At 69.9% G+C, this 26,790-nt stretch carries 29 protein-coding genes, 1 tRNA gene and 1 riboswitch; of the genes, 18 read left to right on the top strand and 12 right to left on the bottom strand.

The features are described 5' to 3' along the window. Window positions 1-42 precede the first annotated feature (42 nt). Window positions 43-870, top strand: a complete 828-nt coding sequence (locus tag U9R90_RS32855) for a restriction endonuclease (protein WP_411060743.1) — start codon at window positions 43-45, stop codon at window positions 868-870. A gap of 32 nt (window positions 871-902) precedes the next feature. On the opposite strand, the gene U9R90_RS32850 is transcribed toward U9R90_RS32855, so the two are convergent. Next, window positions 903-1,562, bottom strand: coding sequence for an ATP-binding protein (locus tag U9R90_RS32850; protein WP_411060742.1), 660 nt, complete (start codon window positions 1,560-1,562; stop codon window positions 903-905). 191 nt (window positions 1,563-1,753) lie between these two features. Here U9R90_RS32850 and U9R90_RS32845 point away from each other — a divergent pair, with 191 nt between their 5' ends. From U9R90_RS32845 to U9R90_RS32835, 3 genes are all read left to right on the top strand, one after another. Further along, entirely contained in the window at window positions 1,754-2,599 is an 846-nt protein-coding gene (locus U9R90_RS32845; RefSeq protein ID WP_411060740.1) for a helix-turn-helix domain-containing protein, read from the top strand. Further along, entirely contained in the window at window positions 2,599-2,817 is a 219-nt protein-coding gene (locus U9R90_RS32840) for a DUF397 domain-containing protein (RefSeq protein ID WP_411060738.1), read from the top strand. The genes U9R90_RS32845 and U9R90_RS32840 overlap by 1 nt, the downstream gene beginning before the upstream one ends. Before the next feature lie 205 nt (window positions 2,818-3,022). After that, window positions 3,023-4,633: a YfbK domain-containing protein gene (locus tag U9R90_RS32835; RefSeq protein ID WP_411060736.1), complete on the top strand. Its 1,611-nt coding sequence runs from the start codon at window positions 3,023-3,025 to the stop codon at window positions 4,631-4,633. Window positions 4,634-4,684: 51 nt separating this feature from the next. Here the strand turns inward: U9R90_RS32835 and U9R90_RS32830 are convergent, their stop codons facing one another. The 5 genes from U9R90_RS32830 to U9R90_RS32810 all read right to left on the bottom strand — a co-directional run bounded on the left by U9R90_RS32830 (window position 4,685) and on the right by U9R90_RS32810 (window position 8,786). Continuing rightward, on the bottom strand, window positions 4,685-4,909 hold the full coding sequence (locus U9R90_RS32830; RefSeq protein WP_411060735.1) for a helix-turn-helix domain-containing protein: 225 nt from the start codon (window positions 4,907-4,909) through the stop codon (window positions 4,685-4,687). After that, window positions 4,909-5,622 carry a DUF2975 domain-containing protein gene (locus tag U9R90_RS32825; RefSeq protein WP_411060733.1) on the bottom strand — a complete coding sequence of 238 codons (714 nt, stop codon included), beginning with the start codon at window positions 5,620-5,622 and terminating at the stop codon, window positions 4,909-4,911. Before U9R90_RS32825 ends, U9R90_RS32830 begins: the two co-directional genes overlap by 1 nt. Before the next feature lie 77 nt (window positions 5,623-5,699). Next, window positions 5,700-6,239 carry a GNAT family N-acetyltransferase gene (locus U9R90_RS32820; protein WP_411060732.1) on the bottom strand — a complete coding sequence of 180 codons (540 nt, stop codon included), beginning with the start codon at window positions 6,237-6,239 and terminating at the stop codon, window positions 5,700-5,702. A 276-nt stretch (window positions 6,240-6,515) separates the two neighbouring features. Continuing rightward, window positions 6,516-7,451, bottom strand: a complete 936-nt coding sequence (locus tag U9R90_RS32815) for a GlxA family transcriptional regulator (protein WP_411061016.1) — start codon at window positions 7,449-7,451, stop codon at window positions 6,516-6,518. Between the two features lie 72 nt (window positions 7,452-7,523). Continuing rightward, window positions 7,524-8,786 carry a DUF445 domain-containing protein gene (locus tag U9R90_RS32810; protein ID WP_411060730.1) on the bottom strand — a complete coding sequence of 421 codons (1,263 nt, stop codon included), beginning with the start codon at window positions 8,784-8,786 and terminating at the stop codon, window positions 7,524-7,526. A gap of 358 nt (window positions 8,787-9,144) precedes the next feature. On the opposite strand from U9R90_RS32810, the gene U9R90_RS32805 reads away from it, so the two are divergent. Beyond that, complete coding sequence (locus tag U9R90_RS32805; RefSeq protein WP_411060728.1) at window positions 9,145-10,461, top strand: SGNH/GDSL hydrolase family protein; 1,317 nt, start codon at window positions 9,145-9,147, stop codon at window positions 10,459-10,461. 48 nt (window positions 10,462-10,509) lie between these two features. On the opposite strand, the gene bcp is transcribed toward U9R90_RS32805, so the two are convergent. Further along, complete coding sequence (bcp, locus tag U9R90_RS32800) at window positions 10,510-10,977, bottom strand: thioredoxin-dependent thiol peroxidase (protein WP_411060726.1); 468 nt, start codon at window positions 10,975-10,977, stop codon at window positions 10,510-10,512. A 156-nt stretch (window positions 10,978-11,133) separates the two neighbouring features. On the opposite strand from bcp, the gene U9R90_RS32795 reads away from it, so the two are divergent. The 3 genes from U9R90_RS32795 to U9R90_RS32785 all read left to right on the top strand — a co-directional run bounded on the left by U9R90_RS32795 (window position 11,134) and on the right by U9R90_RS32785 (window position 12,359). Beyond that, complete coding sequence (locus U9R90_RS32795; RefSeq protein WP_411060724.1) at window positions 11,134-11,454, top strand: DUF3618 domain-containing protein; 321 nt, start codon at window positions 11,134-11,136, stop codon at window positions 11,452-11,454. Between the two features lie 113 nt (window positions 11,455-11,567). Next, window positions 11,568-11,867, top strand: coding sequence for a GroES family chaperonin (locus U9R90_RS32790; RefSeq protein ID WP_156726742.1), 300 nt, complete (start codon window positions 11,568-11,570; stop codon window positions 11,865-11,867). Between the two features lie 73 nt (window positions 11,868-11,940). After that, window positions 11,941-12,009: riboswitch (guanidine-III (ykkC-III) riboswitch) on the top strand. A 29-nt stretch (window positions 12,010-12,038) separates the two neighbouring features. Next, window positions 12,039-12,359, top strand: coding sequence for a DMT family transporter (locus U9R90_RS32785; protein ID WP_411060722.1), 321 nt, complete (start codon window positions 12,039-12,041; stop codon window positions 12,357-12,359). Between the two features lie 117 nt (window positions 12,360-12,476). On the opposite strand, the gene U9R90_RS32780 is transcribed toward U9R90_RS32785, so the two are convergent. Then, entirely contained in the window at window positions 12,477-14,996 is a 2,520-nt protein-coding gene (locus tag U9R90_RS32780; RefSeq protein ID WP_411060720.1) for a transglycosylase domain-containing protein, read from the bottom strand. Between the two features lie 213 nt (window positions 14,997-15,209). On the opposite strand from U9R90_RS32780, the gene U9R90_RS32775 reads away from it, so the two are divergent. The 7 genes from U9R90_RS32775 to U9R90_RS32745 all read left to right on the top strand — a co-directional run bounded on the left by U9R90_RS32775 (window position 15,210) and on the right by U9R90_RS32745 (window position 20,286). Next, a complete protein-coding gene (locus U9R90_RS32775; protein ID WP_411061014.1) occupies window positions 15,210-16,010 on the top strand; it encodes an ABC transporter permease in 801 nt (266 codons plus the stop codon). 106 nt (window positions 16,011-16,116) lie between these two features. Further along, a complete protein-coding gene (locus U9R90_RS32770; RefSeq protein WP_411061012.1) occupies window positions 16,117-16,920 on the top strand; it encodes an ABC transporter permease in 804 nt (267 codons plus the stop codon). Further along, the gene (locus tag U9R90_RS32765; RefSeq protein WP_411061010.1) at window positions 16,917-17,885 is read left to right on the top strand and encodes an ATP-binding cassette domain-containing protein; all 969 of its coding nucleotides are present in this window, start codon (window positions 16,917-16,919) and stop codon (window positions 17,883-17,885) included. The genes U9R90_RS32770 and U9R90_RS32765 overlap by 4 nt, the downstream gene beginning before the upstream one ends. Window positions 17,886-17,890: 5 nt before the next feature. Next, entirely contained in the window at window positions 17,891-18,574 is a 684-nt protein-coding gene (locus U9R90_RS32760) for a DUF1707 domain-containing protein (protein WP_411060719.1), read from the top strand. Window positions 18,575-18,714: 140 nt separating this feature from the next. Continuing rightward, window positions 18,715-19,344, top strand: a complete 630-nt coding sequence (locus tag U9R90_RS32755) for an HNH endonuclease (protein ID WP_411060717.1) — start codon at window positions 18,715-18,717, stop codon at window positions 19,342-19,344. Continuing rightward, entirely contained in the window at window positions 19,341-20,246 is a 906-nt protein-coding gene (locus U9R90_RS32750; RefSeq protein WP_411060716.1) for an HNH endonuclease, read from the top strand. The genes U9R90_RS32755 and U9R90_RS32750 overlap by 4 nt, the downstream gene beginning before the upstream one ends. After that, window positions 20,209-20,286 (top strand) — tRNA-Leu (locus tag U9R90_RS32745). Before U9R90_RS32750 ends, U9R90_RS32745 begins: the two co-directional genes overlap by 38 nt. A 43-nt stretch (window positions 20,287-20,329) precedes the next feature. Here the strand turns inward: U9R90_RS32745 and rdgB are convergent. From rdgB to rph, 3 genes are all read right to left on the bottom strand, one after another. Beyond that, window positions 20,330-20,932, bottom strand: coding sequence for an RdgB/HAM1 family non-canonical purine NTP pyrophosphatase (gene rdgB / locus U9R90_RS32740; protein ID WP_411060714.1), 603 nt, complete (start codon window positions 20,930-20,932; stop codon window positions 20,330-20,332). Between the two features lie 42 nt (window positions 20,933-20,974). Beyond that, on the bottom strand, window positions 20,975-21,379 hold the full coding sequence (locus U9R90_RS32735) for a hypothetical protein (protein ID WP_411060713.1): 405 nt from the start codon (window positions 21,377-21,379) through the stop codon (window positions 20,975-20,977). Window positions 21,380-21,514: 135 nt separating this feature from the next. Next, a complete protein-coding gene (gene rph / locus U9R90_RS32730; RefSeq protein WP_411060711.1) occupies window positions 21,515-22,249 on the bottom strand; it encodes a ribonuclease PH in 735 nt (244 codons plus the stop codon). 229 nt (window positions 22,250-22,478) lie between these two features. Between rph and U9R90_RS32725 the strand changes: the two genes are divergently transcribed. Beyond that, window positions 22,479-22,931, top strand: a complete 453-nt coding sequence (locus tag U9R90_RS32725; protein WP_411060709.1) for an iron chaperone — start codon at window positions 22,479-22,481, stop codon at window positions 22,929-22,931. Window positions 22,932-23,001: 70 nt separating this feature from the next. Here U9R90_RS32725 and U9R90_RS32720 read toward each other — a convergent pair whose 3' ends face one another. Continuing rightward, a complete protein-coding gene (locus U9R90_RS32720) occupies window positions 23,002-25,836 on the bottom strand; it encodes an ATP-binding protein (protein WP_411060707.1) in 2,835 nt (944 codons plus the stop codon). A 134-nt stretch (window positions 25,837-25,970) separates the two neighbouring features. Between U9R90_RS32720 and U9R90_RS32715 the strand changes: the two genes are divergently transcribed. Both U9R90_RS32715 and U9R90_RS32710 read left to right on the top strand, forming a co-directional pair. Next, the gene (locus U9R90_RS32715) at window positions 25,971-26,327 is read left to right on the top strand and encodes a VOC family protein (protein ID WP_411060705.1); all 357 of its coding nucleotides are present in this window, start codon (window positions 25,971-25,973) and stop codon (window positions 26,325-26,327) included. Next, on the top strand, window positions 26,324-26,776 hold the full coding sequence (locus U9R90_RS32710) for a pyridoxamine 5'-phosphate oxidase family protein (RefSeq protein WP_411060703.1): 453 nt from the start codon (window positions 26,324-26,326) through the stop codon (window positions 26,774-26,776). Before U9R90_RS32715 ends, U9R90_RS32710 begins: the two co-directional genes overlap by 4 nt. Window positions 26,777-26,790: the final 14 nt, after the last annotated feature.

The following is a 26,790-nucleotide window of genomic DNA, read 5'->3' as shown; positions in this document are numbered from 1 at the left end:
CAGAAGGGAATCACCCCAGCTACGAAGGCACAGCACGAGCTGATGCTCTTCAGCAGCCATAAAGCTCCCCGTCTTTACGGCTACTTCGACGACTGGGGAGCCGATGGCTACTACCACTACACCGGTGAGGGGACTGTTGGCGACCAGAGGATGACCGGTGGCAACCTCAACATCCTGAAGCATCGCGAGGATGGTCGACCACTGCACGTGTTCCGCCCCGTGTCGTCAGGCGTTGTGCAACACTTCGGCGAATTCGCCCTCGCCGAGGAAAACCCCTGGTATCGAATGGACCGCCCGGACAGGGATGGCGAGATGCGTAGCGTCATCACCTTCCGCCTCAGACCAGTCTCGCTCTCCTCTACACACGCGCCACCGACCCGGCCTCATCGTACAGAAACCACGATCGAGGACGTAGACATCGAGCAGCGCAAGACCGAGCGCTCAACTGTTGGCGCGCAGCCGCCACGAGAAGCAGAGCGTCGAGAGTCACTGCTTGTTCAGCGCTATCGCGCCCACCTTCAGCGGCGCGGGCTAAAGGTAACGAGAAAGAAGATCGCCCTCGCCAACGAACGCACCACGCTCCATACGGACCTCTACATACCTGAGCGCAACTTCCTCGTCGAGGCCAAAGGGACTGTTACCCGCGATGCCATCCGCACAGGAATAGGGCAACTATTCGACTACCAGCGATACATAGCCCCACACCCCACACTGGGCATACTCCTCCCAAGCCGGCCCCGTCAGGACATGCTCGATCTATGCGCCGCATTGTCCATCACGAGCATCTGGGCTGAGGAAGACTCCTTCATCCGCACCGTCGCCCTGACCTCAGGGGAGCTGGGCGAGGAAGAGGACGCGGGCACCTCCTGAGCCCGCGAGGAAAACGTCAGGGCTCGCTAGCCTCAGCCGCTCCTCACCTGCTCAGCCTCGAAACGCGTCTGGGCGCGATCCAGGGCCTCGTCCGGGTCCCAGCCATGAGCACGAAGCCAATGCAGAACGTCGGCAATGAGGTCGACTGCTGATTGCTTTGCGACGGTGGTATTCACACGGCCGGGGCCAGCCACTTCCTGGCATTGCCTCCCTGACCTGTACAGCGCGAGATGGTGCTCCACTCGAGTCACTCTTGGCCCGCCGGTGTGCCCGTTCGACGACGTCAGCTCGGTGGCCAACTCGCACCACACCACCTTGCTTTCCTCCCGGAGAATGACGCCCCACCGATCGCTGATCACGTCGATGACACCCATACCGCGCCCTTCTTCCGCGTCGCACTCCACATGGAGCAGCGTGGGCAGGGCGCCGGTGTCCGGGTCCCGCATCTCGATGCGCAGGTAGGTGTCCCGCATGGACACCGCGAGCGTGGTGGGCGTACCGACGCCCACGTGGTTGATGACATTCGACGTCAGCTCCGAGACGCAGAGTTGGGCCACCTCGACCAGCTCCGGCAGCCCCCACAACGTCAGATGCAGCCGCATCACCTTGCGCAAGCCCGCGACTTCACTGGGCTCGGCCTCGAAGTCCAGGTCCCAGGGTTTCCTTCTGACGCAATCACTTGTGTAGATCATTCTGAGCTCGCCTCCAGTTCAGAGTTGCGCAGCCTCGTCCTCTCAGGGTTGCAGTGCAACTCTCAAAATGGAACTCTCACTTGGGACTTGAGGAAGCGCTTCCTCAAGCGCACGCCCCCAGCGCACGCTGGCTTGTGTGTCGGGCACCTCACCGTGCACGCTCATCGAGATCGACACGGAAGGCCACAAACATGGCTGTTGGACCGACCACTCGCCGACGTCAACTAGGTGCCGACCTCCGGCGCCTGCGCGAGCAGAAAGGCCTCACCCTTGAGGAGGCCGGCGCCCTGGTCGGCATCTCCAAGGCGACCCTGAGTCGGTACGAGACCAAGGAGGGGGCGGTCAAGTGGCCGACGGTAGATGCTCTTTGCCGCGAGTACGGCGCCTCGCAGGAGGAGCGCCAGACCCTGGTCGAGCTGACCAAGGGAGCGAAGATCCAAGGCTGGTGGCGTTCACTCGCCGACCCCATCCCCGAGTCGATGAATCTGATGCTGACCCTCGAGGACGAGGTAGTCCGGGAGGACCACTACGCGAGCATGTACGTGCCCGGTCTTCTCCAGACCCGCGCCTACGCCGAAGCGGTGCATCGGGCATCAGAGATGCGTTGCACGGATCAAGAAGTCACGCACATGGTCGACATCCGCATGAAGCGGCAGGAGCTCCTGGCCCGTGACGACGCTCCACACATCTGGACCGTGATCGACGAGTCCGTCATCCGTCGCATGGTGGGCGGGCCCGAGGTGATGCGCGAGCAACTGAGGCACCTTCAATCACGAGCCGAATCACCTCAGGTGACCGTGCAGATACTGCCCTTCGCGTCCGGAGCCCACGCTGCCGCGGTGGGGAGCTTCGTGATCCTGGGCGGCCCCGCGCCCGAGCTCGACGTCGTGTACGTAGACATCCTCGGCGGTGGCCTGTTCATGGAGAAGCCACAAGAACTGGAGCGCTATAAGTTGGCGTTCGAGTACCTCCGTGCGCAGGCGCTGGACCTTCAGGCATCTGCGGCGGTCATCGACCGGGTCTGCAGGGAGCTTTGATGGAAGACGGTTCACACAACCAGGGCGAGATCCATTGGAGGAAGTCCACGTACAGCGGCGGCAGCGGGACCGAGTGCGTCGAGACGGCCTTTGCCCCCGGCGCCACGGCAGTCCGCGACTCCAAACACCCCCAAGGCCCGCACCTCGCATTCAGCGCGGCCACCTGGTCTGGATTCGTACACGCCGTCCAGACCGGCCAGCTCACGCCCCGGCCCTGATAGGCGTGAACACGGTGATGTGCGCACCCGAGCTGGATGAGCGGTTCGTGGGCGAGGCGCAGCGGATTCTGGGGGATCTGGTGCGGGGTGGGGCGGCGTTGGGGTGGGTGGAGCCGCCCTCTGTGGATGAGGTGGCTGAGGTGCTCGGGCGGGTTGAGGCCGGGGTGCGGGCGGGGGANGGCGGGGGCGGATACGGGGCTCGCTGGTGGCCGCCGCGCTCGCCGGGGCGGTGCTGCTCACCGGCTGCTCCGGGGGCGGCGGCGCCACGGACCATGGCAAGAGCAGGGGCTCCGACGCCGGGCCGCAGCCCGCCCCCGCCCAGCCGACCGGCGGCGCTCCCGCCCCGGAGTCCCAACAGGACGGCGACCAGCGGGATTACACCCGCAATCCCCGGCACCTCTCCACCTTCGCGCTGGACGTGGACACCGCCTCGTACAACTACGCGCGCCGCTCGTTGAGTCAGGGGCAGCTGCCGGACCCGTCGACCGTACGGCCCGAGGAGTTCGTCAACAGCTTCCGCCAGGACTATCCGCGCCCCAAGGCCAACGGCATCTCGGTCTCGGTGGACGGTGCACGGCTGAACAGCGGTGATGACGGCGGTGGCGACTGGTCGCTGCTGCGCGTCGGGCTCGCCACCAAGGCCGCGCCGAAGGACAGCGCGCGCCCACCCGCCGCCCTCACCTTCGTGATCGATGTCTCCGGTTCGATGTCCCAGCCGGGCTGCATCGACCTGGTCCGACGGTCGCTGAGGCTGATGACGGACCAGCTGCGCCCGGACGACTCGGTCTCCCTGGTCACCTTCAACGACGAGGCCACGACCGTACTGCCGATGACCCGCATCGGCTCCGGCCGGGACCGGGTCCACCGGGCCATCGACGAGCTCGAGGCAGGCGGCTCCACCAACCTGGACGCGGGCGTCCGCACCGGCTACCGGGAGGCCGTCGACGGCCGCAGGCCCGGTGCGACCAACCGGGTCGTGATGCTCTCCGACGCGCTCGCCAACACCGGTGAGACCGACGCCGACGCGATCCTGGAGCGGATCGGCGAGGCCCGCAAGCGGTACGGGATCACGCTCTTCGGGGTGGGTGTCGGCAGCCAGTACGGTGATGCGCTGATGGAGCGCCTCACCAACAAGGGTGACGGGCACACCGCTTACGTCGCGGGCGACGAGTCCGCCCGCAAGGTGTTCGTCGAGCAACTGCCCACGCACGTCGAGTTGCGCGCCCGCGACGCCAAGGCGCAGGTCGCCTTCGACCCGGAGACCGTCGAGGAGTTCCGGCTCATCGGCTACGACAACCGCCGGGTCGCCGACGAGGACTTCCGCGACGACCGCGTGGACGGCGGCGAGGTCGGGCCCGGACATACGGTGACCGCCCTGTACGCGGTACGCCTCAAGGGCAAGGCCAAGGGCGGCGGCCATGTCGCCACCGCGACCGTACGCTGGCTCGACCCCCGCACCCGGGCCCCGCACGAGGAGTCGGCGCGGATCGAGGCCGGGGCCCTGGAAGGAAAGTTGTGGGGTGGCGCTGACCGGCGGTTCCAAGTCAGCGCGCTGGGCGCGTACTTCGCGGACGCGCTGCGGACGGGAGGCGGCGGCGACTACCGGCCCCGGAGCGACGACTCCGCGTACGACGAGGGGCCTGGCCCGTCCGTGTACGACGAGGGGCCTGGCCGGTCGGACGGCGCACTGCCCGGCGCCATGTCGCTGAGCGAGCTGGCGAAGCGTGCCGACGGTCTGGCGGACGCGTCGGATGATGACCGGGAAGTGCGTCAACTGGCCGACTCCGTACGCCAGGCACGCGACCTTCGCGACTAAGGGCGGCGCGAGGGCTGGGGGGCCGGGGGCCGAGGGCCGCAGACCCGGAGCCTAGTCCTCGCGGACGCTGAGCAGGTCGCCGGGCTGGCAGTTCAGCTCGCGGCAGATCGCGGTGAGGGTGCTGAAGCGGATCGCCTTCGCCCGGTCGTTCTTCAGGACCGAGAGGTTGACGACGGTCACCCCGACCCTGGCCGCGAGCTGGGCCAGGGTCATCCCGCGTTCCGCGAGCAGCCGGTCCAGGTGGACCTGGACCCGGTGCTCGTCCTCGGGCGGCATCAGACGAGGCCCTCCGTGTCGGCGCGCAGCTTCGCGCCGCGCCGGAAGGCCTCGCTCAGGGCGAGGATGAGGAAGGCGAGCAGGACGAACTCGCCGGTCAGGGTGAACGAGAACGGGACCTGCTCCGCTGCCAGCGTGCCGCTCACCAGCGCCTGCGTCGTGATCGCCAGTACCAGCGGGTCGAGGATCGCCAGCACCATCACGGTGACTCCTATGAGGCTCAGCCGTCCGATGTTCCGCGAGACGAAGACGTCGCCGCCGCGCAGAGTGCGGGCGATCTGGAACAGCAGCACCAGGATCAGGACGAGCAGCAGGCTGCTGACGACCTGGGGCAGCGCGAGCAGCAGGCGCTGGCCCAGGTCCGGGTCGGCGAAGACCAGGTCGGCCTGGTGGGTGCCGGTGAGCGTGATCCCGCCGCCCTGCGCGGAGTTCGCCAGGGAGTCCGTCACGGCGTCCGGCACCTGCGTGGCGGTCTCCATCTCGACCTCGCGGGTGTCCACCGGGTCCATGAGGCCGGTGACCCCGAGGGCTGGGAGCAGGACCCCGAAGACACCGGCCAGTAGCGTGGCCAGGCCCAGGAGAAGCTCAAGGAGTCGACTGTCGTGCCGACTCCACCACGACGTCGCACCCATGGCTCCCGTGACTCCCGTGAGTCCGGTGAGTCCGGTGGCTCCCTTGCGTCCCTTGCGTCCCTTGAGTTCCGTGGCCCTCATGACTTCCCCCTGACACCAGTCCAACATATCGCTTATCGATACTATCGATAAGCGATATGCCTGCTGTCAAGCGAGCCTCAGGCCACCGCCGGATGCCCCGGCGCCAGAAACACCAGCGCCTCGTTCGACGCGTCCGGCAGCGGCTCCACCTCGCGCCAGCCCAGGCGGCGGTAACTGGCCACCGCCTCCTCGGCCCTGCGGGCCATCAGCACCCAGGCCCGCCCGTCCGGGGCGTCACCGGCGAGCTCGGTCAGGAGAGTGCGGCCCACGCCCTGCGGGCGGGCGCGGCGGCGTACCGCCAGCTCGTCCAGTTCCAGCGCGCCGGACAGCAGCTCGCTCACGCGTCGCGGGCCGAGCTGGGCCGCGACCTTGGCGTGGTTGCGGGTGGCCGGGAGGGGGTCCGGGGTGAGCCAGGCCGTGGCGAAGCCGTCGATGCCCGATCCCGACTGGGCCAGGGCCGCGCGGAAACCCGGGTGCCTGGCGCTGGCGCAGAGGCGGTAGTGGAACCGCTGAATGCTTTCTTCACCCTCGTTCCACGGTGGGGCCGAGAAGACCTCCGCGTAGGTGTCCACCAGGTCTTCTGCGAGGTCGAGGACGGAGGGCCCGTAACAGATCACCTGTACCGCTCCTTGTTCCGGTAGTTCTGCGCCTGACAGCGCCTGACAGCGCCCGACAGCGCCCGACTGCGCCCGACTGCGCCCAACACTGTGCCCGAAACTTCGCCGTATTGGTGATGTGAACGGGTGCGGGCGGGATCGGAGTTTTCTTCCGTGATCTTCAACTGGCTTGGCGCAAAGTCGAGATGAGCTTGGGACATGCGCGGGGCGGCCAACGGTGCGCACCCTCCGATTCCGGCTTCCCGCCCCGGGCGTGTCGCGGCATCGGGCAAGCCGCTACGCCGGTGCCGAAGGCCCCCGGAACGTGGCCCGGTACACCCGCGGGGTCACCCCCAGCGACGCGTGGAAGTGCTGCCGCAGCGACACGGCCGTGCCGAAGCCCGCCTCCTGCGCGACCCGCTCCACCGTACGGTCGGTCTCCTCCAGCAACTGCCGGGCCCGCTCGATACGTTGCCGGGCCAGCCACTGCATCGGCGTGAGCCCGACCTCCTCGCGGAAGCGGCGGCTGAAGGTGCGTACGCTCATCGACTCGCGCGCCGCCAGTTCGCGCAGCGTCAGCGGTTCCCCGAGGCGGTCTAGCGCCCAGGCCCGGGCCGCGCCCGTCGAGGAGATCTCGGGTTCGGCGACCGGGCGCGGGATGTACTGCGCCTGGCCGCCGTCCCGGTGCGGGGGCACCACCGTGCGGCGGGCCACGTCCGCGGCGATCGCGGCGCCGAAGTCGCGGCGGATCATGTGCAGGCACAGGTCGATGCCCGCGGCCTCGCCCGCCGACGTGAGGACACGGTCCTCGTCCACGTACAGCACGTCCGGGTCGACCCTGACCGCCGGGTAGCGGCGCGCGAAGAAGTCCGTGGAGAGCCAGTGGGTGGTGGCGCGCAGGCCGTCGAGCAGGCCGAGCTCGGCGAGGACGAAGGCGCCGGTGCAGATGGAGGCGATCCGGGCCGATTCCCTGACCTGCCCCAGGGCAGCGGCGAGCTCGTAAGGCAGGCCGCCACCACTCTCACCGTAGAGCTCGTCCTCCTCGTGCGAGGCCGGGATCAGGACAGTGTCCGCATCGGCCAGCGCCTCGGGGCCGTGCGCCGCGTACACCGGGAAGTCGGCGTCCGTACGGATCAGGCCGGGGGCCAGCGCGCAGGTGGTCACCTCGTACAGCCGCTCGCCGCGTACGGACCTGGCCTCGCCGAACAGCTGGTGGACCAGGCCGAGTTCCATGGGCAGCACGCCATGGCGGACCAGGACGGCGACGCGGTGTACGGGTTCGGAACGTGGCACGGAGGCAGTGTCCTACGCCCCCAACGCCGTCGCCACCGTATAGATCACCAGCCCTGCCAGAGCCCCGACCACCGTGCCGTTGATCCGGATGAACTGCAGGTCGCGGCCGATATGCGCCTCGATCTTGCGCGAGGTGTGCTGGGCGTCCCAGCCCGCCACCGTGTCCGTGATCAGCGAGGTGATCTCGGCGCGGTAGGTCGTCACGACATACGCCGCCGCGTCCTCCACCCAGCCCTCGGCCTTCGACCGCAGCCGCTCGTCCGACGCGAGCCGCGCGCCCAGCGACATCAGCCCGGTCCGCACCCGCAGCCGTAGTTCGCTGCGCTCGTCCTCCGACGCGGCCACCAGCATCTGCCGTACGGACGCCCAGGAGGAGGCGATGACCTCCTGCACCTCGCCGCGGGCCAGCACCTCGGACTTGAGGCGCTCCACGCGCGTCCGGGTCTCGGTGTCGGACTGCAGATCGGCGGCGAAGTCGGCGAGGAAGCGGTCCAGGGCGCCGCGCGCCGGGTGCTTGGGCATGTCGCGCATCTCGGTGACAAAGCGCACCAGTTCCTTGTAGACCCGGTCGCCGACCTTCTTGTCCACGAACCGCGGGGTCCAGCCGGGGGCGCCGCCCTGCACCGCGTCCATCACCTGGTCGCCGTGCTCGACCAGCCAGTCGTGCGCGCGTGCGCAGATCAGGTCCACCGCGCGCCGGTGACCGCCGTCCGCGACGATCTTCTCCAGCGTCTTGCCGATGCCCGGCGCGATCTCGACGGCGTCGGCCCGTCGGGTGATGGCCTCGCCGACCACCGCCTGGACATCGGAGTCGCGCAGCACGGTGAGGGCGCCGCGCAGGGCCGTCGACAGCTCGGCCGTCACCCGGTCGGCGTGCTCCGGCTGGGCCAGCCAGCCGCCGAGCCGCCCGGCGATGCCGACCGAGCGCAGCCGCTCACGTACGACGTTCTGGGAGAGGAAGTTCTCCCCGACGAAGTCCCCGAGCGACGCGCCGAGCTGGTCCTTCTTGGTCGGGATGATCGCGGTGTGCGGGATGGGCAGGCCCATCGGGCGCTTGAAGAGCGCGGTGACCGCGAACCAGTCGGCCAGCGCGCCGACCATCCCGGCCTCGGCGGCCGCGGCGACATAGCCCGTCCAGCCGCCCGCGCCCGCGCTCTGCGCCCACTTGGCGAGCACGAACACCACCGCGACCAGGAGCAGCAGTCCCGTCGCGGTGGCCTTCATCCGGCGCACCCCGCGCCGCTTCTCCGCGTCCGCGGGGGTGTCCGCGTGCATGGGCCCCGGGTATGCCTTCGATGACGTCGGCGACTTCGCCGACGCGTCCGCCTCTTTTGCCGCTGCTGTTCTCGCGCGTTCCATCTACTCCACCCGTCCGCCAGCGCCGCACCGTGACACCGGCGGCCACCGCCCGTAGTCCCGTACGCGGGAGTCCCGTACGTATGAGTCCCGCACGCACGAGTCCCGTACGCATTGTCCCTACCTGAGCTACTCCTGGAACGAACCATGAGTTCCCGGCGTCTGTTGGAGGGGGCGGGCGTGGTGCGCGACCTCCAGCGGCATACGGTGGCATGCCGCAAAATGGGATCGTCCAACTGGAGCCTCGGGCTCCCCCTGCCCGAGGAGACACACCCGCATGACCCGGCGCCATGGTTATGGCCTGCTTGCCGCGCTGGCGGCCATTGTGGTGCTGATCTCCGCAGCCATATACGTCGGCTTCGCGGGCGACGACGGCTCCCGCGAGACGCTGCGCTCGGGCCCGCGCACCCCACAGGGCAGCGCGGCCCCCGCATCGGCAGGTACCTGGGTCGGGACCTGGTCCGCGTCCCCCGCCGGAGCCGAACCGAACAGCGCGGCGGGCTACGCGGGCAAGTCGATCCGCAACGTCGTGCACACCAGCTTCGGCGGCACCAGCGCCCGCGTCACCTTCTCCAACCTCTACGGACAGCAGCCGCTCACCCTCACCCACGCCTCCATCGCCGTGGCCGCCGCCCCCGACAGCCCGGCCGCGGCCCGCGGCACGCTGCGCCGCCTCACCTTCGGCGGCAACCACTCCGTGGTGATCCAGCCGGGGCGCCAGGTGCTCAGCGACGAGGTGCGCGTCCGGGTACCGGCCGACTCCGACCTGCTGGTCAGCACCTACTCGCCGACCCCGTCAGGCCCGGTCACGTACCACCCGCACGCCCGGCAGATCTCGTACCTGGCGCCCGGCGACCGCGTCGCGGACGCACGCGGCGGCAGCTACATCGAGCAGAGCCCGTACTGGCGCTATCTGACCGCCGTCGACGTCCTGAGCCAGGACGCCAAGGGCGCGGTCGTGGTCATCGGGGACTCGCTCACCGACGGGGTCACCTCCACCGTGGGCGCCAACGCCCGCTGGACCGACGTACTCGCCGCCCGGCTGCGCGAAGAGCGGGGCGCGCCCCGCTACACCGTCCTCAACCAGGGCATCAGCGGAAACCGCATCCTGTCCGACGGGCCCGGACGCCCCGCCGACAACCCCAGCGGGCTGTCCCGCTTCGAGCGCGACGTGCTGCGCCGCAGCGGCGTCAAGGCCGTGGTCATCGTCCTGGGCGTCAACGACATCCTGCGCAACCCGCGCCAGACCGACCCCACCGAGATCACCGCCGGCCTGCGCGAGCTGACCCGTCAGGCCCACGCGCGCGGTCTGCGCGTCGTCGGCGCGACCCTGATGCCGTTCGGCGGCCACCGCAGCTACAGCCCGCGCCTGGAGGCCGTACGGACGGCGGTCAACGCCGAGATCCGCGCGGGACGGGTCTTCGACGCGTACGTCGACTTCGACCACGCCCTGCGCGACCGCTACGACCCGCGCAAGCTGCGCGCCGAGTACGACTCCGGCGACCACCTGCATCCCAGCGACGCGGGCTACCGCAAGATGGGCCAGGCCTTCGACCCGGCCCAGCTCAGGGGGACGGCACCGGCCGAGCTGTGAGCCGGGTCCCGCCCCCGTACCGCTCGTGATCCGGCTCAGATACCCAGATCAGATACCCAGATCCTTGATGATCTTCGCGACATGCCCGGTGGCCTTCACGTTGTAGAAGGCGTGCTCGACCTTGCCCTGCTCGTCCACGACGACCGTGGAGCGGATCACCCCGGTGACGACCTTGCCGTACAGCTTCTTCTCGCCGAAGGCGCCGTACGCCTCAAGCGTCTCCTTCGACGGGTCGCCGACCAGCGTGACCTTCAGGTCCTCCTTCTCGCGGAACTTCGCGAGCTTCTCCGGCTTGTCCGGGGATACACCGATCACGTCGTAGCCCGCGCTCGCCAGTATGTCGAGGTTGTCCGTGAAGTCGCAGGCCTGCTTGGTGCAGCCGGGAGTCAGCGCGGCCGGGTAGAAGTAGACGATGACCTTGCGGCCCTTGTGGTCCGCGAGGGAGACGTCCTTGCCGTCCGCGTCGGGCAGGGTGAAGGCGGGGGCGGTGTCGCCGGGCTGCAGGCGCTCGCTCATCGGGGTCTCCTCGCTCGGAATGGGCCGTACGGACATGAGCGTAACGGGGGTGCTGTGCGGTGCGGCGCCCAGGGAACTGACAGACTGTCCACACAGACGACCTGTCCACACAGCCGACGGACCCACCGACGGACACGACGACACGGAGGCAGCGCGGTGTCGGATGCCAGGACTCCCACCGAGATCGAGGCGGACATCAAGCGCCGGCGCGAGCAGCTGGCCGAGACGCTCGACGAGATCGGCGTGCGGGTACACCCGAAGACCATCGTCGGCGATGCGAAGGCACGCTTCGTGGGGAGCGTCGACCACACCCTGGGGCGCGCCTACGTCGGCGTCAACCGTGCCGTCACCGATGTGAAGGCACAGTTCGTGGACGGGGACGGGGCGCCGCGGATGGAGCGGGTCGTGCCGGTGGCCCTTGTGGTGGTCGGGGTCGTGGGACTGCTCGCGATGTCCGCTCGCCGCAGAAGGGGCTGACCCGGCGGCGGACGAGGGCGGCCGGGGCAGGTAAGTTCGGTGCCGTGAGCGCCAACAGTCATCAGCCAGGCAGGCACGAACACAGCAGCCACCACGACAAGCTGCCCATCCGGATGCTGCACGACCGGGTGCTGGTCAAGTCCGATGCGGAGGGCGAGCGGCGCTCGACCGGCGGCATCGTGATCCCGGCGACCGCGGCCGTCGGCAGGCGGCTGGCGTGGGCGGAAGCGGTCGCGGTCGGTCAGAACGTCCGTACGGTCGAGCCCGGCGACCGGGTGCTGTACGACCCGGAGGACCGGGCCGAGGTCGAGGTGCGGGGCGTGTCGTATCTGCTGATGCGGGAGCGCGACCTGCACGCGGTCGCGGCTGACCGGTTCGAAGGCTCCGAGGACTCGACGGGGTTGTACCTGTAGGCAGCGGGGTTGTCCCGGCAGGCGGCGGACCGCCCCGAAAAGGCCTGGTGACTGGAGTCACCAGGCCTTTTGTATGACGTTTTGCTACCTTGGATGAGCCCGACGAGACGCGCCGTACCGGGATTCGCAAAGACGACGCACCCCTGAAGTCCGATGTTCGGAGGTGTCGTCATGGCCTGGATTCTGCTCGCGGTCGCTGGACTGCTTGAGGTCGGCTGGTCGATCGGAATGAAGTACACCGACGGGTTCACGCGTCTGGTGCCCAGCGTGCTCACCGGCGCGGGGATCGTCGCGAGCATGGTCCTGCTGTCGTACGCCGCGAAGACGCTGCCGATCGGTACCGCGTACGGCGTGTGGGTCGGTATCGGCGCGGCCGGGGCGGCGGTGCTCGGCATGGTGGTGCTGGGTGAGCCGGTCACCGCGGCGCGGATCTTCTTCATCTGTCTGCTGCTGGTGGCTGTGGTGGGGCTGAAGGCGACCTCGGGGCACTGAGAGCCTGTTTCTGAGTCACCCGGCGCCGGGAAGCTGGTGAGAGCTGGGCGCGGGCAAGCAGCGCTGGTGAGCTGGGCGCTGGTGAGCTGGGCGCTGGGCTGCCGTCCGCGCGCCGCGTTACCGCGCGCGGGCGTCGTCGTCGCCGGTGGTGTCGCCGATCAGGCCGCCGACCGACCCGGTACTGGAGGGTCCACCTTCGGTGCCGCCGCCCTGGGTGGCGCCGCTGTCCGTGCCTCCCTCGGTAGTACCGCCGTCGGTCGTACCTCCATCGGTCGTACCGCCATCCGTCTGGCCCTGCGTCTGGCCTTGGGTTTGGCCCTCGGTCTGGCCTTGCGTCTGCCCCTGGTCCTGGCCCTCGGTCTGGCCTTGGTTCTGTCCCTGGTCCTGGCCCTCGGTCTGGCCTTGCGTCTGGCCCTGGTCCTGGCCTTGGGTCTGCCCCTCGTCCTGGCCCTGGGTCTGGCCCTCCGTCTGGTCGCCCGGCTCCGGCTCCGGCTCGGGGACGTCGACGGGCGGCGGCTCGACCGCGCCCGGATCCAGCTCCAGGTCGAAGTCCTGCACCGGCTTTCCCTCCAGCGCCGCCGCGGTGAACTGGGCCCAGATCCGCGCCGGATAGGCCCCGCCGTTGATCCGCGGCTCGCCCAGTGCCCCGTACAGCGGCGTCTGCACGGCCGTGTCCGGGTCCTGGCCCATGACCGCGACCACCGTCGCCAGATCCGGCGTGTACCCGGCGAACCAGGCCGCCTTGTCCTCCTCCGCGGTGCCGGTCTTGCCCGCCGCCGGGCGGCCCGCGGCCTGCGCCGCCGTGCCCGTACCGCCCTCGACGACGCTTTGCAGCACCGAGGTGGTGGTGTCCGCGGCCTCCCGGCTGACGACCCGTTTGGGGGAACGCTCCGGGAGCGCGAGGGCCCGGCCGTCCTTGGTGATCTTCTCCACCAGGGCGTAGCTGCCGCGCTCGCCATGGTTGGCGAGCGTCGCGTACGCGGATGCCATGTCCAGGACGCTGGCGGTCGCCGTGCCGAGCGCGATGGACGGCGACGCGGTCAGGTCGGGGGTGCTCTCCGGGACGCCCAGGTCGATCGCCGTCCGCTTGACCTTGTCGGAACCGACGTCCACGGCCATCTGCGCGTAGACCGAGTTGACGGACTTGTCGGTGGCCGTGCGGACCGTGATGTCGCCGTAGCTGACGTCGTCCTCGTTCTCCGGGGCGTACGTACCGCCGTCCCAGCCCTGCACGGGACGCTTGTTGGTGCCGTCGTAGTACGTGTTCGGGGTGATCGGGCGGCCGTCCTGCGTGGTGGAGCCGTTCTCCACGCCCGCGGTGAAGACCAGCGGCTTGAAGATGGAACCCACCTGGTAGTCACGGCGGGTGGCGTTGTTCACGTACTGCTTGGTGTAGTCGATGCCGCCGTACATCGCGACGACCTTGCCGGTGGCCGGGTCGATGGCGGCGCCGCCCGCGCGCACGTTCCGGTCGATCTCGCGGGCGTCCTTGTCGACCTTCGACATCAGCTGCTCGTCGACGGCCGCGACGAAGTCGTCCTGCAGCTTCTTGTCGATCGTCGTGGTGATGCGGTAGCCGCCCTTCTTCAGGGTGTCCTCGTCGATCACCTTGTTGCTGATCAGGTAGTCCTCGACCGCCTTCACCAGATAGCCGCGCTGCCCCGACATCCCCGACGGTGCCTTGGCCTCCTTGAGCTCCGGGAACGACATCGCCGCACGGTCGGACTCGCTGAGCCAGTCCTCCTTGACCATGCCGTCCAGTACGTAGTTCCAGCGGGCCAGCGCCCGGCCCTTGTTCTCCGGGTGGGCGGCCACGTCGTACGCGTTCGGGGAGTTCAGCAGCGTCGCCAGGTAGGCGCCCTCGGCGGTCGACAGATCCAGGGCGTCCTTGCCGAAGTACGCCTGGGCCGCGGCCTGGACGCCGTACGAGTTGCGGCCGAAGTAACTGGTGTTCAGGTAGCCCGAAAGGATGTCGCTCTTGCTGACCTGCCGGTCCAGCTTGATCGCGATGAAGAACTCCTTCATCTTGCGGGAGACGGTCTGCTCCTGGTCCAGGTAGTAGTTCTTGACGAACTGCTGGGTGATCGTGGAACCCGACTGCCTGCCCTTGCCGGTGACGGTGTTCCAGGCGGCGCGGAGCATCGCCTTGGGGTCGACGGCCGACTCGGAGTAGAAGTCCCGGTCCTCGGCGGCGAGCACAGCCCGCTGCACGGTCTTGGGAACCTGGCTGAGCGGGACGTTCTCACGGTTGACCTCGCCGTCGCGGACGAGCTGCGAGCCGTCCTCGTACAGGTAGACGTTGCTCTGCGCGGTGGCCGTGGGGTTGGCGGGCGGGATGTCCACCAGCAGGTAACCGGCCACCAGGGCACCGCCGATCAGCACGACGAGCAGCAGGAACGTACTGAGGACCATCCGCCAGGTGGGGATCAGCCGCCGCCAGCCGGTGCGCTTGGGACGCTTGGCCTTGCCCTTGGGCTTGGAGTTGGCGTTGGCGTTGGAGTCGAGATCGGACTCGGTCTCGGACTCGGACTCGGCCCTGTCCGGTGTCCCGGGCTCCACGGGAGCCGAGGCGTCGTCGGGCTCCCGGGGCGCCCACCCCTGGTGCCCGGCTCCCGGCTGCTGCGGCTCGTCGCTCATCCCGGAACTCCCGATTCGCGGTGTACATAGCCCATCGCGGTGTTACGTGCCCATTGGACAACGTCACTGACGCATCCCGCGTTCCGAACTCCGGGCGTGGCGCACCCCTTCAGCCAACCCGCGCCCCGCCGGACGGGTGAAAAACCCTTGGCGGCACCCCAGCCCGCACCACTAGGGTCGTGCCCTTTGGCCAGGAGGGGGGCACAACCTATGGTGCGGCTGTACGCGGCCGTCGCGGCCGGAGGCTTCCGGCGCTATGCCACGTACCGGATGGCCACCGTCGCGGGAGTCTTCACCAACACCGTCTTCGGCTTCGTGATGGCCTACACCTACATCGCCCTGTGGAGCGCACGTCCGCAGCTCGGCGGCTATGACCAGTCCCAGGCCCTCGCCTACGTCTGGCTCGGCCAGGCTCTCCTCGCCGCCTGCGCGATGTTCGGCGGCGGCTTCGAGGACGAGCTGATCGCCCGCATCCGTACCGGCGATATCGCGATCGACCTCTACCGCCCCGTCGACCTCCAGTTCTGGTGGCTGGCGGGTGACGTCGGCCGGGCCCTGTTCCAGCTGCTCGGGCGCGGCGTCGTCCCGATGGCGATCGGCGCGCTCGTCTTCGACATCGCGCTGCCCGGATCGCCGCTGACCTGGCTCGCGTTCCTGCTCGCGGTGGCGCTGGGGTTCGTGGTCAGCTTCGCGGTGCGCTATCTGGTGGCGCTCTCCGCGTTCTGGCTGCTCGATGGCGCGGGCGCCGCGCAGATCGCGACGCTCTCGGGGATGTTCTTCACCGGAATGCTGCTGCCGCTCAACGTCTTCCCCGGTCTGCTCGGCGATATCGCCCGCGCCCTGCCCTGGTCCTCCCTGCTCCAGGTGCCCGCCGACGTCTATCTCGGCAAGCACACCGGCTGGGGCCTGGTGGGGGCGTACGCGTTCCAGGGCGGCTGGGCGCTGGTGTTGCTCGGGGCCGGGCGGCTGCTCCAGTCGGCGGCCACCAGGAGGGTCGTGGTGCAGGGTGGCTGACGAACTGCGTACCGCCGACGGGCTGGAGTCACGTACGGCCAACGGTCATGGCCCACGTACCGGCGAAGGGCTTGGACCGCGTACCGCCGACGGTCTTGGACCACGTATCGCCGAAGGACTGCGTGCCTACGGAATCATCGTCTCCATGTGGGTGCGCTCCACCCTCACCTACCGCGCGTCCTTCGCCATGACCGTCTTCGGGTCCTTCGCGGCCACCGCCTTCGACTTCGTCGCCATCCTGATGATGTTCTCGCACGTGGACGCGCTCGGCGGCTACTCGCTCGGCGAGATCGCGTTCCTGTACGGCACGGCGGGCACCGCCTTCGGCCTGACCGAGCTGCTGATGGGCTCCGTGCAACGGCTCGGGAGGCGCGTACGGGACGGCACTCTGGACACCCTCCTGGTGCGGCCGGTACCCGTACTGGTCCAGGTCGCCGCCGACCGGTTCGCGCTGCGCAGGATCGGTCGACTCGCGCAGGGGATGCTGGTACTCGGCTACGCCCTGCTGGTCGTCGACGTCCACTGGACCCCGCTCAAGGTGCTGCTGGTGCCGATGACGGTTATCAGCGGCGCGGCGATCTTCGGGGCGCTGTACGTGGCCGGGGCGGCCTTCCAGTTCGTGGCGCAGGACGCGTCCGAAGTACAGAACGCCTTCACCTACGGCGGCAACACCCTCCTCCAGTACCCGCCGTCGATCTTCGCCAAGGACCTGGTGCGCGGCGTCACCTTCGTCCTGCCACTGGCCTTCGTCAACTGGCTGCCCGCCCTGTACGTACTGGACCGCGAGAACCCGCTGGGCCTGCCCCAGTGGCTCGCCTTCCTGCCGCCGCTGGTGGCCGTCGGGTGCGGTGCGCTCGCCGGACTCGCCTGGCGGGCGGGGCTGCGTTCCTACCGAAGCACAGGGAGCTGAGTCGCATCTTCATCGAACTCACCCAGGTCGAGAAGGTTTTCGACGTCCGGCGCAAGACGGGACTGCTGCGGCGCGAACGCCACCAGGTCCGCGCCGTGGACGGCATCTCCTTCACCGTCCCGCGCGGCGAGATGGTCGGCTACATCGGCCCGAACGGCGCCGGGAAGTCCACCACCATCAAGATGCTGACCGGCATCCTCACCCCCAGCGGCGGCACCCTGCGCGTCGCGGGCATCGACCCCACGCGCGAACGCACCCGCCTGGCCCACCGGATCGGCGTCGTCTTCGGCCAGCGCACCACCCTGTGGTGGGACCTGCCGCTCATCGACTCGTACCAACTGATGCGCCGCATGTACCGCATCCCCGACTCCCGCTTCCGCGCGAACCTCGACCGCTGCGTCGAACTCCTCGACCTGGCAGAGCTGTTGCCCGTCCCCGTACGGCAACTGTCGCTCGGCCAGCGGATGCGCGGCGACATCGCAGCGGCGCTGCTGCACGATCCCGCCGTGCTCTATCTCGACGAGCCGACGATCGGCCTGGACGTGGTCAGCAAGGCGAAGGTCCGCGGATTCCTCCGCGACCTGAACGCCGAAGCGGGCACGACGGTCCTCCTGACCACCCACGACCTCCAGGACATCGAGCAGTTGTGCAAGCGCGTCATGGTCATCGACCACGGACGCCTCATGTACGACGGCGAGCTCACCGGCCTGCACGAGGTCGGCGAGAGCGAGCGCACCCTCGTGGTCGACCTGGAGCGCGAGTTGCCGCCCATCGAGGTGGACGGCGCGCGGGTGGTGAAGGCCGAGGGGCCCCGGCAGTGGCTCGCCTTCCCCGCGGCGGCGTCGGCGGCCCCTCTCGTCACGGCCATCGCCTCGGCGTACCCGCTCGTGGACCTCTCGATCCGGGAACCCGACATCGAGGCCGTCATCGCCAAGATGTACGCGGACCGGGCCGCGCTAGGGTGACGCGTATGACGGACGACGACCTGCCCGAGCTCCGGGCCTCGGACACCGACCGCGAGCGCGTCGCCGAGCGACTGAGGGAAGCCGTCGCCGAAGGGCGCCTCGACATGGAGGAGTTCGAGGAACGCCTCGACGCGGCGTACAAGGCCCGCACCTACGGCGAGCTTGAACCCCTCACCCGAGACCTCCCGGCGACGACCGGGCCCGCGCCCTCGCCCATCGCCCCTGCCGCGTCCGGCAGTTGGGCGGCACGCTTGGGCGGCGAACCCACCTCCAACGGCGCGGTCGCCATCATGGCGGGCTTCCAGCGCAAGGGCGTGTGGACCGCGCCCCGGCGCTTCACGGCCTTCGCCTTCTGGGGCGGCGGCGAGATCGACCTCCGCGAGGCGAACTTCGCCGAGCGCGAGACGGTCATCAACTGCATCGCCATCATGGGCGGCGTCAACGTGATCGTCCCGCCGGGAGTCGAGGTCGTCGTCCGTGGCTTCGGCCTCATGGGCGGCTTCGACTCCCGCGAGGACGGCGTCCCCGGCGAGCCGGGCGCCCCGCGCGTGGTGGTCACGGGCTTCGCCTTCTGGGGCGGGGTCGGGGTCACCCGCAAGGAGACCAGGGCACGGCGGCAGGCGGCCAGGGAGGAGCGCCGCCAGGCGAGACTCGAGAAGCGGAACAACGACGGCAAGGAACTGGACTGAGCTCCACTCCTTGCCGAAATGCGGAACGGCCTGCACCACGTAAGTAGTGCAGGCCGTTCCGCATTTCGGACGTGACGGTCCGACAATCGGTTCGTTACTCCGTACGAGGCCACGAACGGATGGCCGGAACGGAGGCGACGATGGCGGCAGTCAGGTACACGCGCGAGCTGCTGGAGGCAGCGGCGCGCGAGACGAACAGCTGGGACGAGGCGGTCCGGTGGTGCGGCGGCACGCCGACAGCCGGGAGTAGACGCTACCTCCGCCGCAAGATGACGGATGCGGGTGTGGACACGTCGCACTTCCCCACGAGGTGGGCCCGCCACACAGAGGCCAAGCTCCGCGAGGCCGTCGCCCTCTCGACCAGCGTCGCGGAGGTCGTCCGGCGCCTTGGTATCAGCCAGGTAGGCGGCAATCAGGCCCACATCGGTCGGCGTATCGCCGCGATGGGCATCGACACCTCGCACTTTCAATCCACTCGTCGAGGTCGCCCGAAAGGCTCGCTCGGTACCCCGCTCGCGCTACGCGCGCCAGAGGACGGCAGAGTCCCAGGCGACCGCCTGCGGCGAGAACTGCTCAAGGTCGGAGTGCCCGAAACCTGCGCCGTCTGCAAAACCGGCACCGTGTGGAACCAAAGGCCGCTGCGTCTGGAAGTCGACCACATCAACGGCGAGTGGTGGGACAACAGGCCGGAGAACCTACAGCTCCTGTGCCCGAACTGCCATGCGGTGACAGATACCTACCGCGGCCGAAAGCGGAGGTCCGCTGCATGAGCAGTCCGAAGTGCACACGCGACCTACTCGTCCGAGCTGCCGCTGCATCCGAGAGCATGGTGGAGCTGATGCGCAGGCTGGACTTGCCCCTGAGCAGTCGACCGCGCAACTACCTGAGGAAGCGACTCCAGCACTACGGAATCGACACCTCGCACTTCCGCGACGAGCCGCTGCCACAGCGCGAGCACCGCGTGTACTCAAAGGAGCTTCTTGAAGACGCCGCCGCTCACTCCCACAGCATCCGGCAGGTGCTGGAGTACATGGGCCTTGATCCGCGCGAGGGCCCCTACGGGCACATCCGGAAGAAGCTCGATAGGTTCGGCATCGACACGTCACACTTCACCCGCAGAGGCGGAAGCAGTTCGAGAATCGTCCCGAGAGTCGAACTGGCCGCCGCCGTCAGCGCCTCGGTTAGCCTGGCCGGGGTTCTGAGGCTCCTAGACCTGACCGACAACAGCGCAGGACGCGCACGCGTCAAGCGCAGCGTGCAGGCACATGCCATCTCCACCGAGCACTTCACCGGCCAGGGACACAGGCGCGGCGTCCGTTCCCCGTACCGCAAGTCTGCAGCCGAGATACTCGTGCGGCTGGAATCCGGCGCTGCCCGCGCAAAGACCGCCACCCTACGCCGCGCACTCGACGATCTGCACGTCCCGCACATCTGTACCGAATGCGGTGTCGGCGACATCTGGCAGGACAAGCGCCTCGTCTTGGAGATCGACCACATCAACGGCGACCGACTGGACAACCGCCGCGAGAACCTGCGTTACCTGTGCCCGTCCTGCCACAGCCAGACGAGGACCTTCGGTAAGCGATCTCGTCACAAAGACCCGTTGCCGGGCGCGATACAGTGGACGGCGCCACGGGCCCGTATCCCAGCTGGCAAGAGGATGCCGGTTTAGATCCGGTATGTCGTGGGTTCGAGTCCCACCGGGCCCACCACGAGGGTACGGCCCCCGACAGGGGCCGTGCCCTTCGTCGTACCTCACCCCAACAGCTCCCCCACCACAGGAACCAGCGCCCGAAACGCCTCCCCCCGATGACTGATCGCGTTCTTCTCCTCGGGGGTCATCTCCGCGCAGGTGCGGGTCTCCCCCTCCGGCTGGAGGATCGGGTCGTAGCCGAAGCCTCCGGTGCCGGAAGGGGCGTGGCGCAGGACGCCCCTGAGGCGGCCTTCGACCACCCGCTCCGTGCCGTCGGGGAGGGCCAGGGCCGCGGCGCAGGCGAAGTGGGCGCCTCGGTGGGTGTCGTCGATGTCGGCCAGTTGGGCCAGGAGGAGGTCGAGGTTGGCGCGGTCGTCGCCGTGGGTGCCTGCCCAGCGGGCCGAGAAGATGCCGGGCGCGCCGCCCAGGACGTCGACGCAGAGGCCGGAGTCGTCGGCGATGGCGGGGTGGCCGGTGGCCTGGGCGAGGGCGTGGGCCTTGAGGAGCGCGTTCTCGGCGAAGGTGACGCCGGTTTCCTTGACGTCGGGGATGTCGGGGTAGGTGTCGGCGCCCACCAGGTCGTGGTCGAGTCCGGCCGCGGCGAGGATGGCGCGGAGCTCGGTGACCTTGTGGGTGTTGCGGGTGGCGAGGATGAGGCGGGTCATGCGGCTGATTATCCCGTCAGGGCCGTCAGGGCTTGCAGGCCGTCAGGGCTTGCAGGCCTTGGTCAGCTCGCCGGTGGCGTCCGTCACCGGGCTGATGTCGGGCGTCGGGTCGCCGTCCTTGATCGCGGTGCGGACGTTGCCCACGGCCTCGCCGAGTGAGTCGAGGGCCTTGCCGACGTCGGCGTCGTCCGTCTTCTCGTTGATCTCGGTGATGTTCTTGTCGATGTCGTCGAGTGCCTTGTCGGTGTCCGCGGACCGGCCCTGCGCGGCGTCTTCGACGGTCTGCTGGAGGTCGGCGGCGCTTTCCGCGATCACGTCGGCGGTCCGCGCGCAGTCGATCGCCTTTTCGACGGTGCTGCAGCCGACGGCGAGTGTCGCGCTGAGCGCGGCACAGACGGCGACTATGGCGGTGCTGCGACGACGGTGGCGAATGCGGCGCGAGGCCATGGGTTGGTCCCTCCCCTGTTTACGGACGGGCGTACGGTTCGGCCCGTACGCCCGTATGGGTAAGAACGCCTGACGGGGGCGGTTGGTTGCCTCGGTGTGCGGAGCGGGCTCAGAGCCTGTCTTGGAGACCGGCTCTCAGGCCAGGGGGGTTTCGAGGGCCTTGCGCTGGAGTGCGGCGAGTTCGTCGCAGCCGGTGACGGCGAGGTCCAGGAGGGCGTTGAGTTCGTCGCGGGCGAAGGGCTCGGCCTCGGCGGTGCCCTGGACTTCGACGAAGCGGCCGTCGCCGGTGCAGACGACGTTCATGTCGGTGTCGGCGCGTACGTCTTCCTCGTAGCAGAGGTCGAGCAGCGGTACGCCGTCGAAGATGCCGACGCTGACGGCGGAGACGGTGCCGGTCAGCGGCTGGCGGTTGTGCTTGATGATCTTCTTGCGCTGGGCCCAGGTGACGGCGTCGGCGAGGGCGACATAGGCGCCGGTGATGGCGGCGGTGCGGGTGCCGCCGTCGGCCTGGAGGACGTCGCAGTCCAGGACGATGGTGTTCTCGCCGAGTGCCTTGTAGTCGATGACGGCGCGGAGTGAGCGGCCGATGAGGCGGGAGATCTCGTGCGTACGGCCGCCGATCTTGCCGCGTACGGATTCGCGGTCGCCCCGGGTGTTGGTGGAGCGGGGCAGCATGGAGTACTCGGCGGTGACCCAGCCTTCGCCGCTGCCCTTGCGCCAGCGCGGTACGCCTTCGGTGACCGAGGCGGTGCAGAAGACCTTGGTGTCGCCGAAGGAGACGAGGACGGAGCCCTCGGCGTGCTTGCTCCATCCGCGCTCAAGGCGGACGGGGCGGAGTTGTTCGGGGGTACGGCCGTCGATACGAGACATGGCGTCGAGCCTATCGCCCGCGCCGAGGGCCTGGTCTCCCCGGTGGAGCCACACGTCTTGACGCTTTCTCGACGCCGTATCCGTGGTGGTTTCCGTGGTCAGCACGGATACGGCCCGCGCCTTGGCCGGCAGAGGATACGACCATGGCGATCAGGCCCGACAGGACAAGACGGGGCAAGACGCGTCAGCCGATCGTCACGACGACTACACGACGACTACAGGGGTGGCTATGACCGGCGTCGACAGCAGCACGTACGAGGGATTCACGGCCGATGAGCGGGCCGCGATGAAGGACCACGCACAGGAGATGAAGAAGGCCGCGCGCCGCAGCTCGCGTGCGGACAAGGCGGCGCAGGCGGAACAGGACGTACTCGCGAAGATCGCCGAGATGCGGGACTCGGACCGTGTGATGGCCGAGCGCGTCCATGCCGTCATCACGGCCGGCGCCCCGGTCCTCGCGCCGAAGCTCTGGTACGGGATGCCCGCGTACGCGCTGGACGGCAAGGTCGTCTGTTTCTTCCAGAGCGCGGAGAAGTTCAAGGCGCGCTACGCGACGCTCGGGTTCAGCGACCTGGCGAAGCTGGACGAGGGCACGATGTGGGCGGCCGGTTTCGCCCTGACCGAGGTGACGCCCGAGGTGGCAGCGCGGATCGCCGCGCTCGTGAAGCAGGCGGTGAGCTGAGGCGCGTTCCCGGTGAACGGGGCGGGTGCCCCAGGTGGGCGCCTTGTGCCGCGGCCACCCGGCCACCCGGCTACCCGGCGGCCACAGGCGTGAGTCCGAGGTCGGCGAGTGCCGCCGTGCCGTCGGCGGCGTGGCCGTTCCCGGCGAGCAGCAGCGTGCGCGCCGACTGGTAGCGGCAGCCCGCCGCGTCGAATGCCTCCGCGGCGGCGAGCTGTCGCGTCAGGTCGCCGTCCAGCAGCGCCTCCGCCCGGTCGAGCTGGGCGGTGGCGACCGGGTTGCCGGCGACCACGCTCCGGGCGGCGTCGACCCGCTTGCGGGCGTCCGGGTGCCCGGCGAGCACCGACGCCTCCGCCCGGAGCGCCACGTACCAGTGCAGCCAGACCCAGCAGACCCACTTCCACACCTGTTCCGGCTCCGGCGCCAGCCGCTCCAGGGCCGCGTCCGCGTCCCCGTGATGGAGCAGGACCATGGCGTCGAAGACGGCACCGTGGCCATGGCGGTGGTCCAGGACGGGGCCCGCCTGATCGGCGATCGCGAGCCAGCTCGCCCGGGCGTCGTGGTCGCCGCGCAGGCCGTGGATCATCGCGACCGACGCGGCGGCCGGGCCGAGTACGAACGACCGCTGCCGATCGCTCTGCTCCCACGCGTCGAGGAATCTCGCGCTGCCCGTGAGTACGTTGTCGGCCTGACCGGCGAACGCCTCCGCGACCAGGAGCCAGGACGTGGCATGGTGGCCCGCCTCAGCGAGGAGCGGATGGTCGGCGAGCTGCCTGCTCCACCGGCGGGCCTGCGGCAACTCCCCCACGCCGAGGGCGTTTCCGGCGGCCATGGCGAGGGCGTCCATCCGCTCGTGCGTGCTGGCGGGGGTGCGCGGTACCGGAGCCAGGATGTCGATCCGGCGCCGGGCGGCGGCCGCGGCACCGAAGGGGTCACCGGCCCAGCTCCTGGCGCCGGAGAGCGCGTCGAGGGCGGCGGACTCGGCCACCGGGTCGTCCGCGCGCCGGGCGAGTTCGACGGCCCGTTCGGCGCAGGCGACCGTCTCCTGCGCGGTGTTGTCCGCGTCTCCCTGGACCGCGCCGTAGGCGTCCGCGAGCACCGCCGCCTCGGCCAGGGCGACCGCTGCCTCGGCGGCCGGATCGCCGTCGCGGGACAGCTCTCGCGCTTCCGCGAGCACGGCGGTCACCTCGTCTACGGCGGGGATCTGGGTGAACGTACTGGAGAAGCGGTACGCGACGGTGGCGGCGGCCGCCAGGTCGCGGCCTGCACCAGCGGTGTCGCCGGCTCGCCGGGCGGCCTGTGCGGCGGCGCGGTGCAGGCGGAACATGTCCTCGCCGAGCTTGCGGCACCCGGCCACCCCGGCGGCCTCCCGCAGCGCGGCGGCAGCGTCAGCGTCGCCGGCGAGCGCGGCCGCCTGCTCGAACCGCTGCTGGGCCTCGCCCAGCAGGTTGCGGGTGAAGGTCAGTTGGGCCAGGGACAGGGCGAGGCGGTAGGCGGGTACCCGCTGCTCGGGCTGGTCGGCGACCCAGGCGAGTGCGGCCCGGAGGTCCTCCGCCACCGCGTCGAACCGGGCACGCGAGTCCGCGCCGTCGGCTTCCGTCAGGGCGGTCGCGCCGGCCAGGCACCAATCCACATGGCGGGATCGGACATCGGTCAGCTCACCGGCGTCGGCGAGGCGCTCCATCCCGTACTGGCGGATGGTCTCCAGCGCCTGATACCGGGTGCCGGCCGAGGACTGCGTCAGGACGAGCAGGCTCTGTTCGGCAAGCCTGCCGAGCCCGTCGGCAACCGCGGCCGGAGCAAGGGGTTCTCCCCCGCTCGAACGGAGTTGGGAGCTTGGGGAAGGGGCGATCCCGGCCACCTCGGCCGCCGCCTCCGCGGTGAACGGCACGACGAACACCGACACCCGCCGCAGCAGCGCCCGGTCCTGCGGCTGGAGCAGGTCGTGGCTCCAGTCCAGCACGGCCCGTACTGACCGGTGCCTGCCGTCGGCGCGAGGGCCGCCGGTCAGGATCCGCAACTGGTCGGAGACGCCGGCCGCGAGGCCGTCGAGGCCGAGCGTGGACCACCGCGCCGCCGCGAGTTCGATCGCCAGCGCCATGCCGTCGAGCCGTTCGCACAGGGCCGCGACCTCGTGGCGTACCGCCGCGTCCGGCGACCGGCCGACCGCCGCCGCCCGCTCGATGAACAAGGCCACCGCATCGGAATCGCCGCCGCCCACCCGCGACAGCGGCGGGACCAGGAAGACCCACTCGAACGGCACCATGAGCCGGGCCCGGCTCGTCGCGAGTACCCGCAACCGCGGGCAGGCCAGCAGCAGTCGCTCCACGAACGGCGCCACCCCGTCGCCTACTTGCTCGCAGTTGTCCAGCACCAGCAGCGCCTCACGGTCCGCCAGCGCGGCCACCACCGCCTCGTCGACGCCGCGACCGGGTTGCTCGCCCACACCCACGGCCGCGGCGACCGCGGCCCCTACCCGCGCCGGATCGGTGACCGGGACCAGGTCGACGAACCACACCCCGTCAGCGAAGTCATCGGCCATCTCCGCCGCAACCGCCAGCGCGAGCCGTGTCTTTCCCACCCCGCCCGGCCCGACCGCGGTCACCTGCCGGTGCGCCTTCACCGCATCGGCCAACTCCCCGCGCTCCCGCACCCGGCCGACGAACGCCGTCAACGGTGCCGGGAGAGCGGGTGCCGGGTGCGGCTGCCGGGCGCGGGTGAGTTCGGCCGAGTGCCGGGACAGCGCCCGCCGGTCCGGCATGTCCAACTTGCGCAACAGCGACGAGACATGCGATTCGACCGTGCGGACCGAGATGAACAGTCGCGCGGCGATCTCCGCGTTGCTGAGGTGCTCCCCGAGCAGCGCGAGGACTTCGCCTTCGCGGGCCGAGATCCCTGAACTGGTCACCGACTCATTATCCGTGGCGGTTTCCGTGGTCAGCACGGAGGTGGACCGCACCCCGGTGGAGAGAGGCTGTGACCGCAGCAAGCAGCCCCGGCCAGACGCACCGGGACGACCGGCCCACGACCACAGGAGTGACCATGACCAGTTCCGCCACCCAGGGAGTCAAGACCGTGCTGCATCCCGTGTCCGACCTGGCGACGGCCAAGGCGGTGTACGCCGCCCTGCTCGGCGTCCCGCCGCAGACCGACGAGCCCTACTACGTCGGCTTCGAGGCCGCGGGCCAGCACATCGGGCTGTTGCCCGGCGGTGGGCCGCAGGGCCTGACCTCGTCGCTGGCCTACTGGCACGTGCCGGACATCGAGGCGACGGTGGCCGAGGTGACCGCTGCGGGCGCCACGGTGAAGGAGCCCGTGCACGATGTCGGCGGTGGCCGCCTGGTGGCCACCCTCGTCGACCCCGACGGCAACCTCCTCGGCCTGCAGCAGGACCAGTGAGCGCCGAGCGCCGCTCCCGCGGCCAGCGCCGCCGGGACACCGAGCACCGGCTGACGCACGACGTCGACGTATGGGTGGCCAGTGCCTCGCCGGACGGCGCACCGCACCTGGTGCCCCTGTCCTTCGACTGGGACGGCGAGGCGCTGCTGCTGGCCACCTCCGCGGGCAGCCCGACCGGCCGGAACCTGGCCGACACCCGGACCGCCCGGCTGGCGCTGGGTCCCACCCGCGACGTCGCCATGATCGAGGGCGAGGTCGAGGTCCTCAAGATCGACGCGCTGCCGCAGCAGCGGGGTGACCGGTTCGCCGCACGCACCGGCTTCGACCCGCGCACGCTGGATACGCCCTACCGCTGGTTCCGCATCACGCCGCGCCGCATCCAGGCCTGGCGCGAGGAGAACGAACTGCGCGACCGCGAACTGATGCGCGGCGGCCGTTGGTTGGTCTGACGCCCGCCGCCGGT

This window comes from Streptomyces sp. E11-3 (assembly GCF_046540415.1).
In the GTDB taxonomy this organism is placed as follows: Bacteria; Actinomycetota; Actinomycetes; order Streptomycetales; family Streptomycetaceae; genus Streptomyces.
The sequence above is the reverse complement of the archived record's forward strand: the minus strand, read 5'-3'. Positions and strand labels throughout refer to the sequence as shown.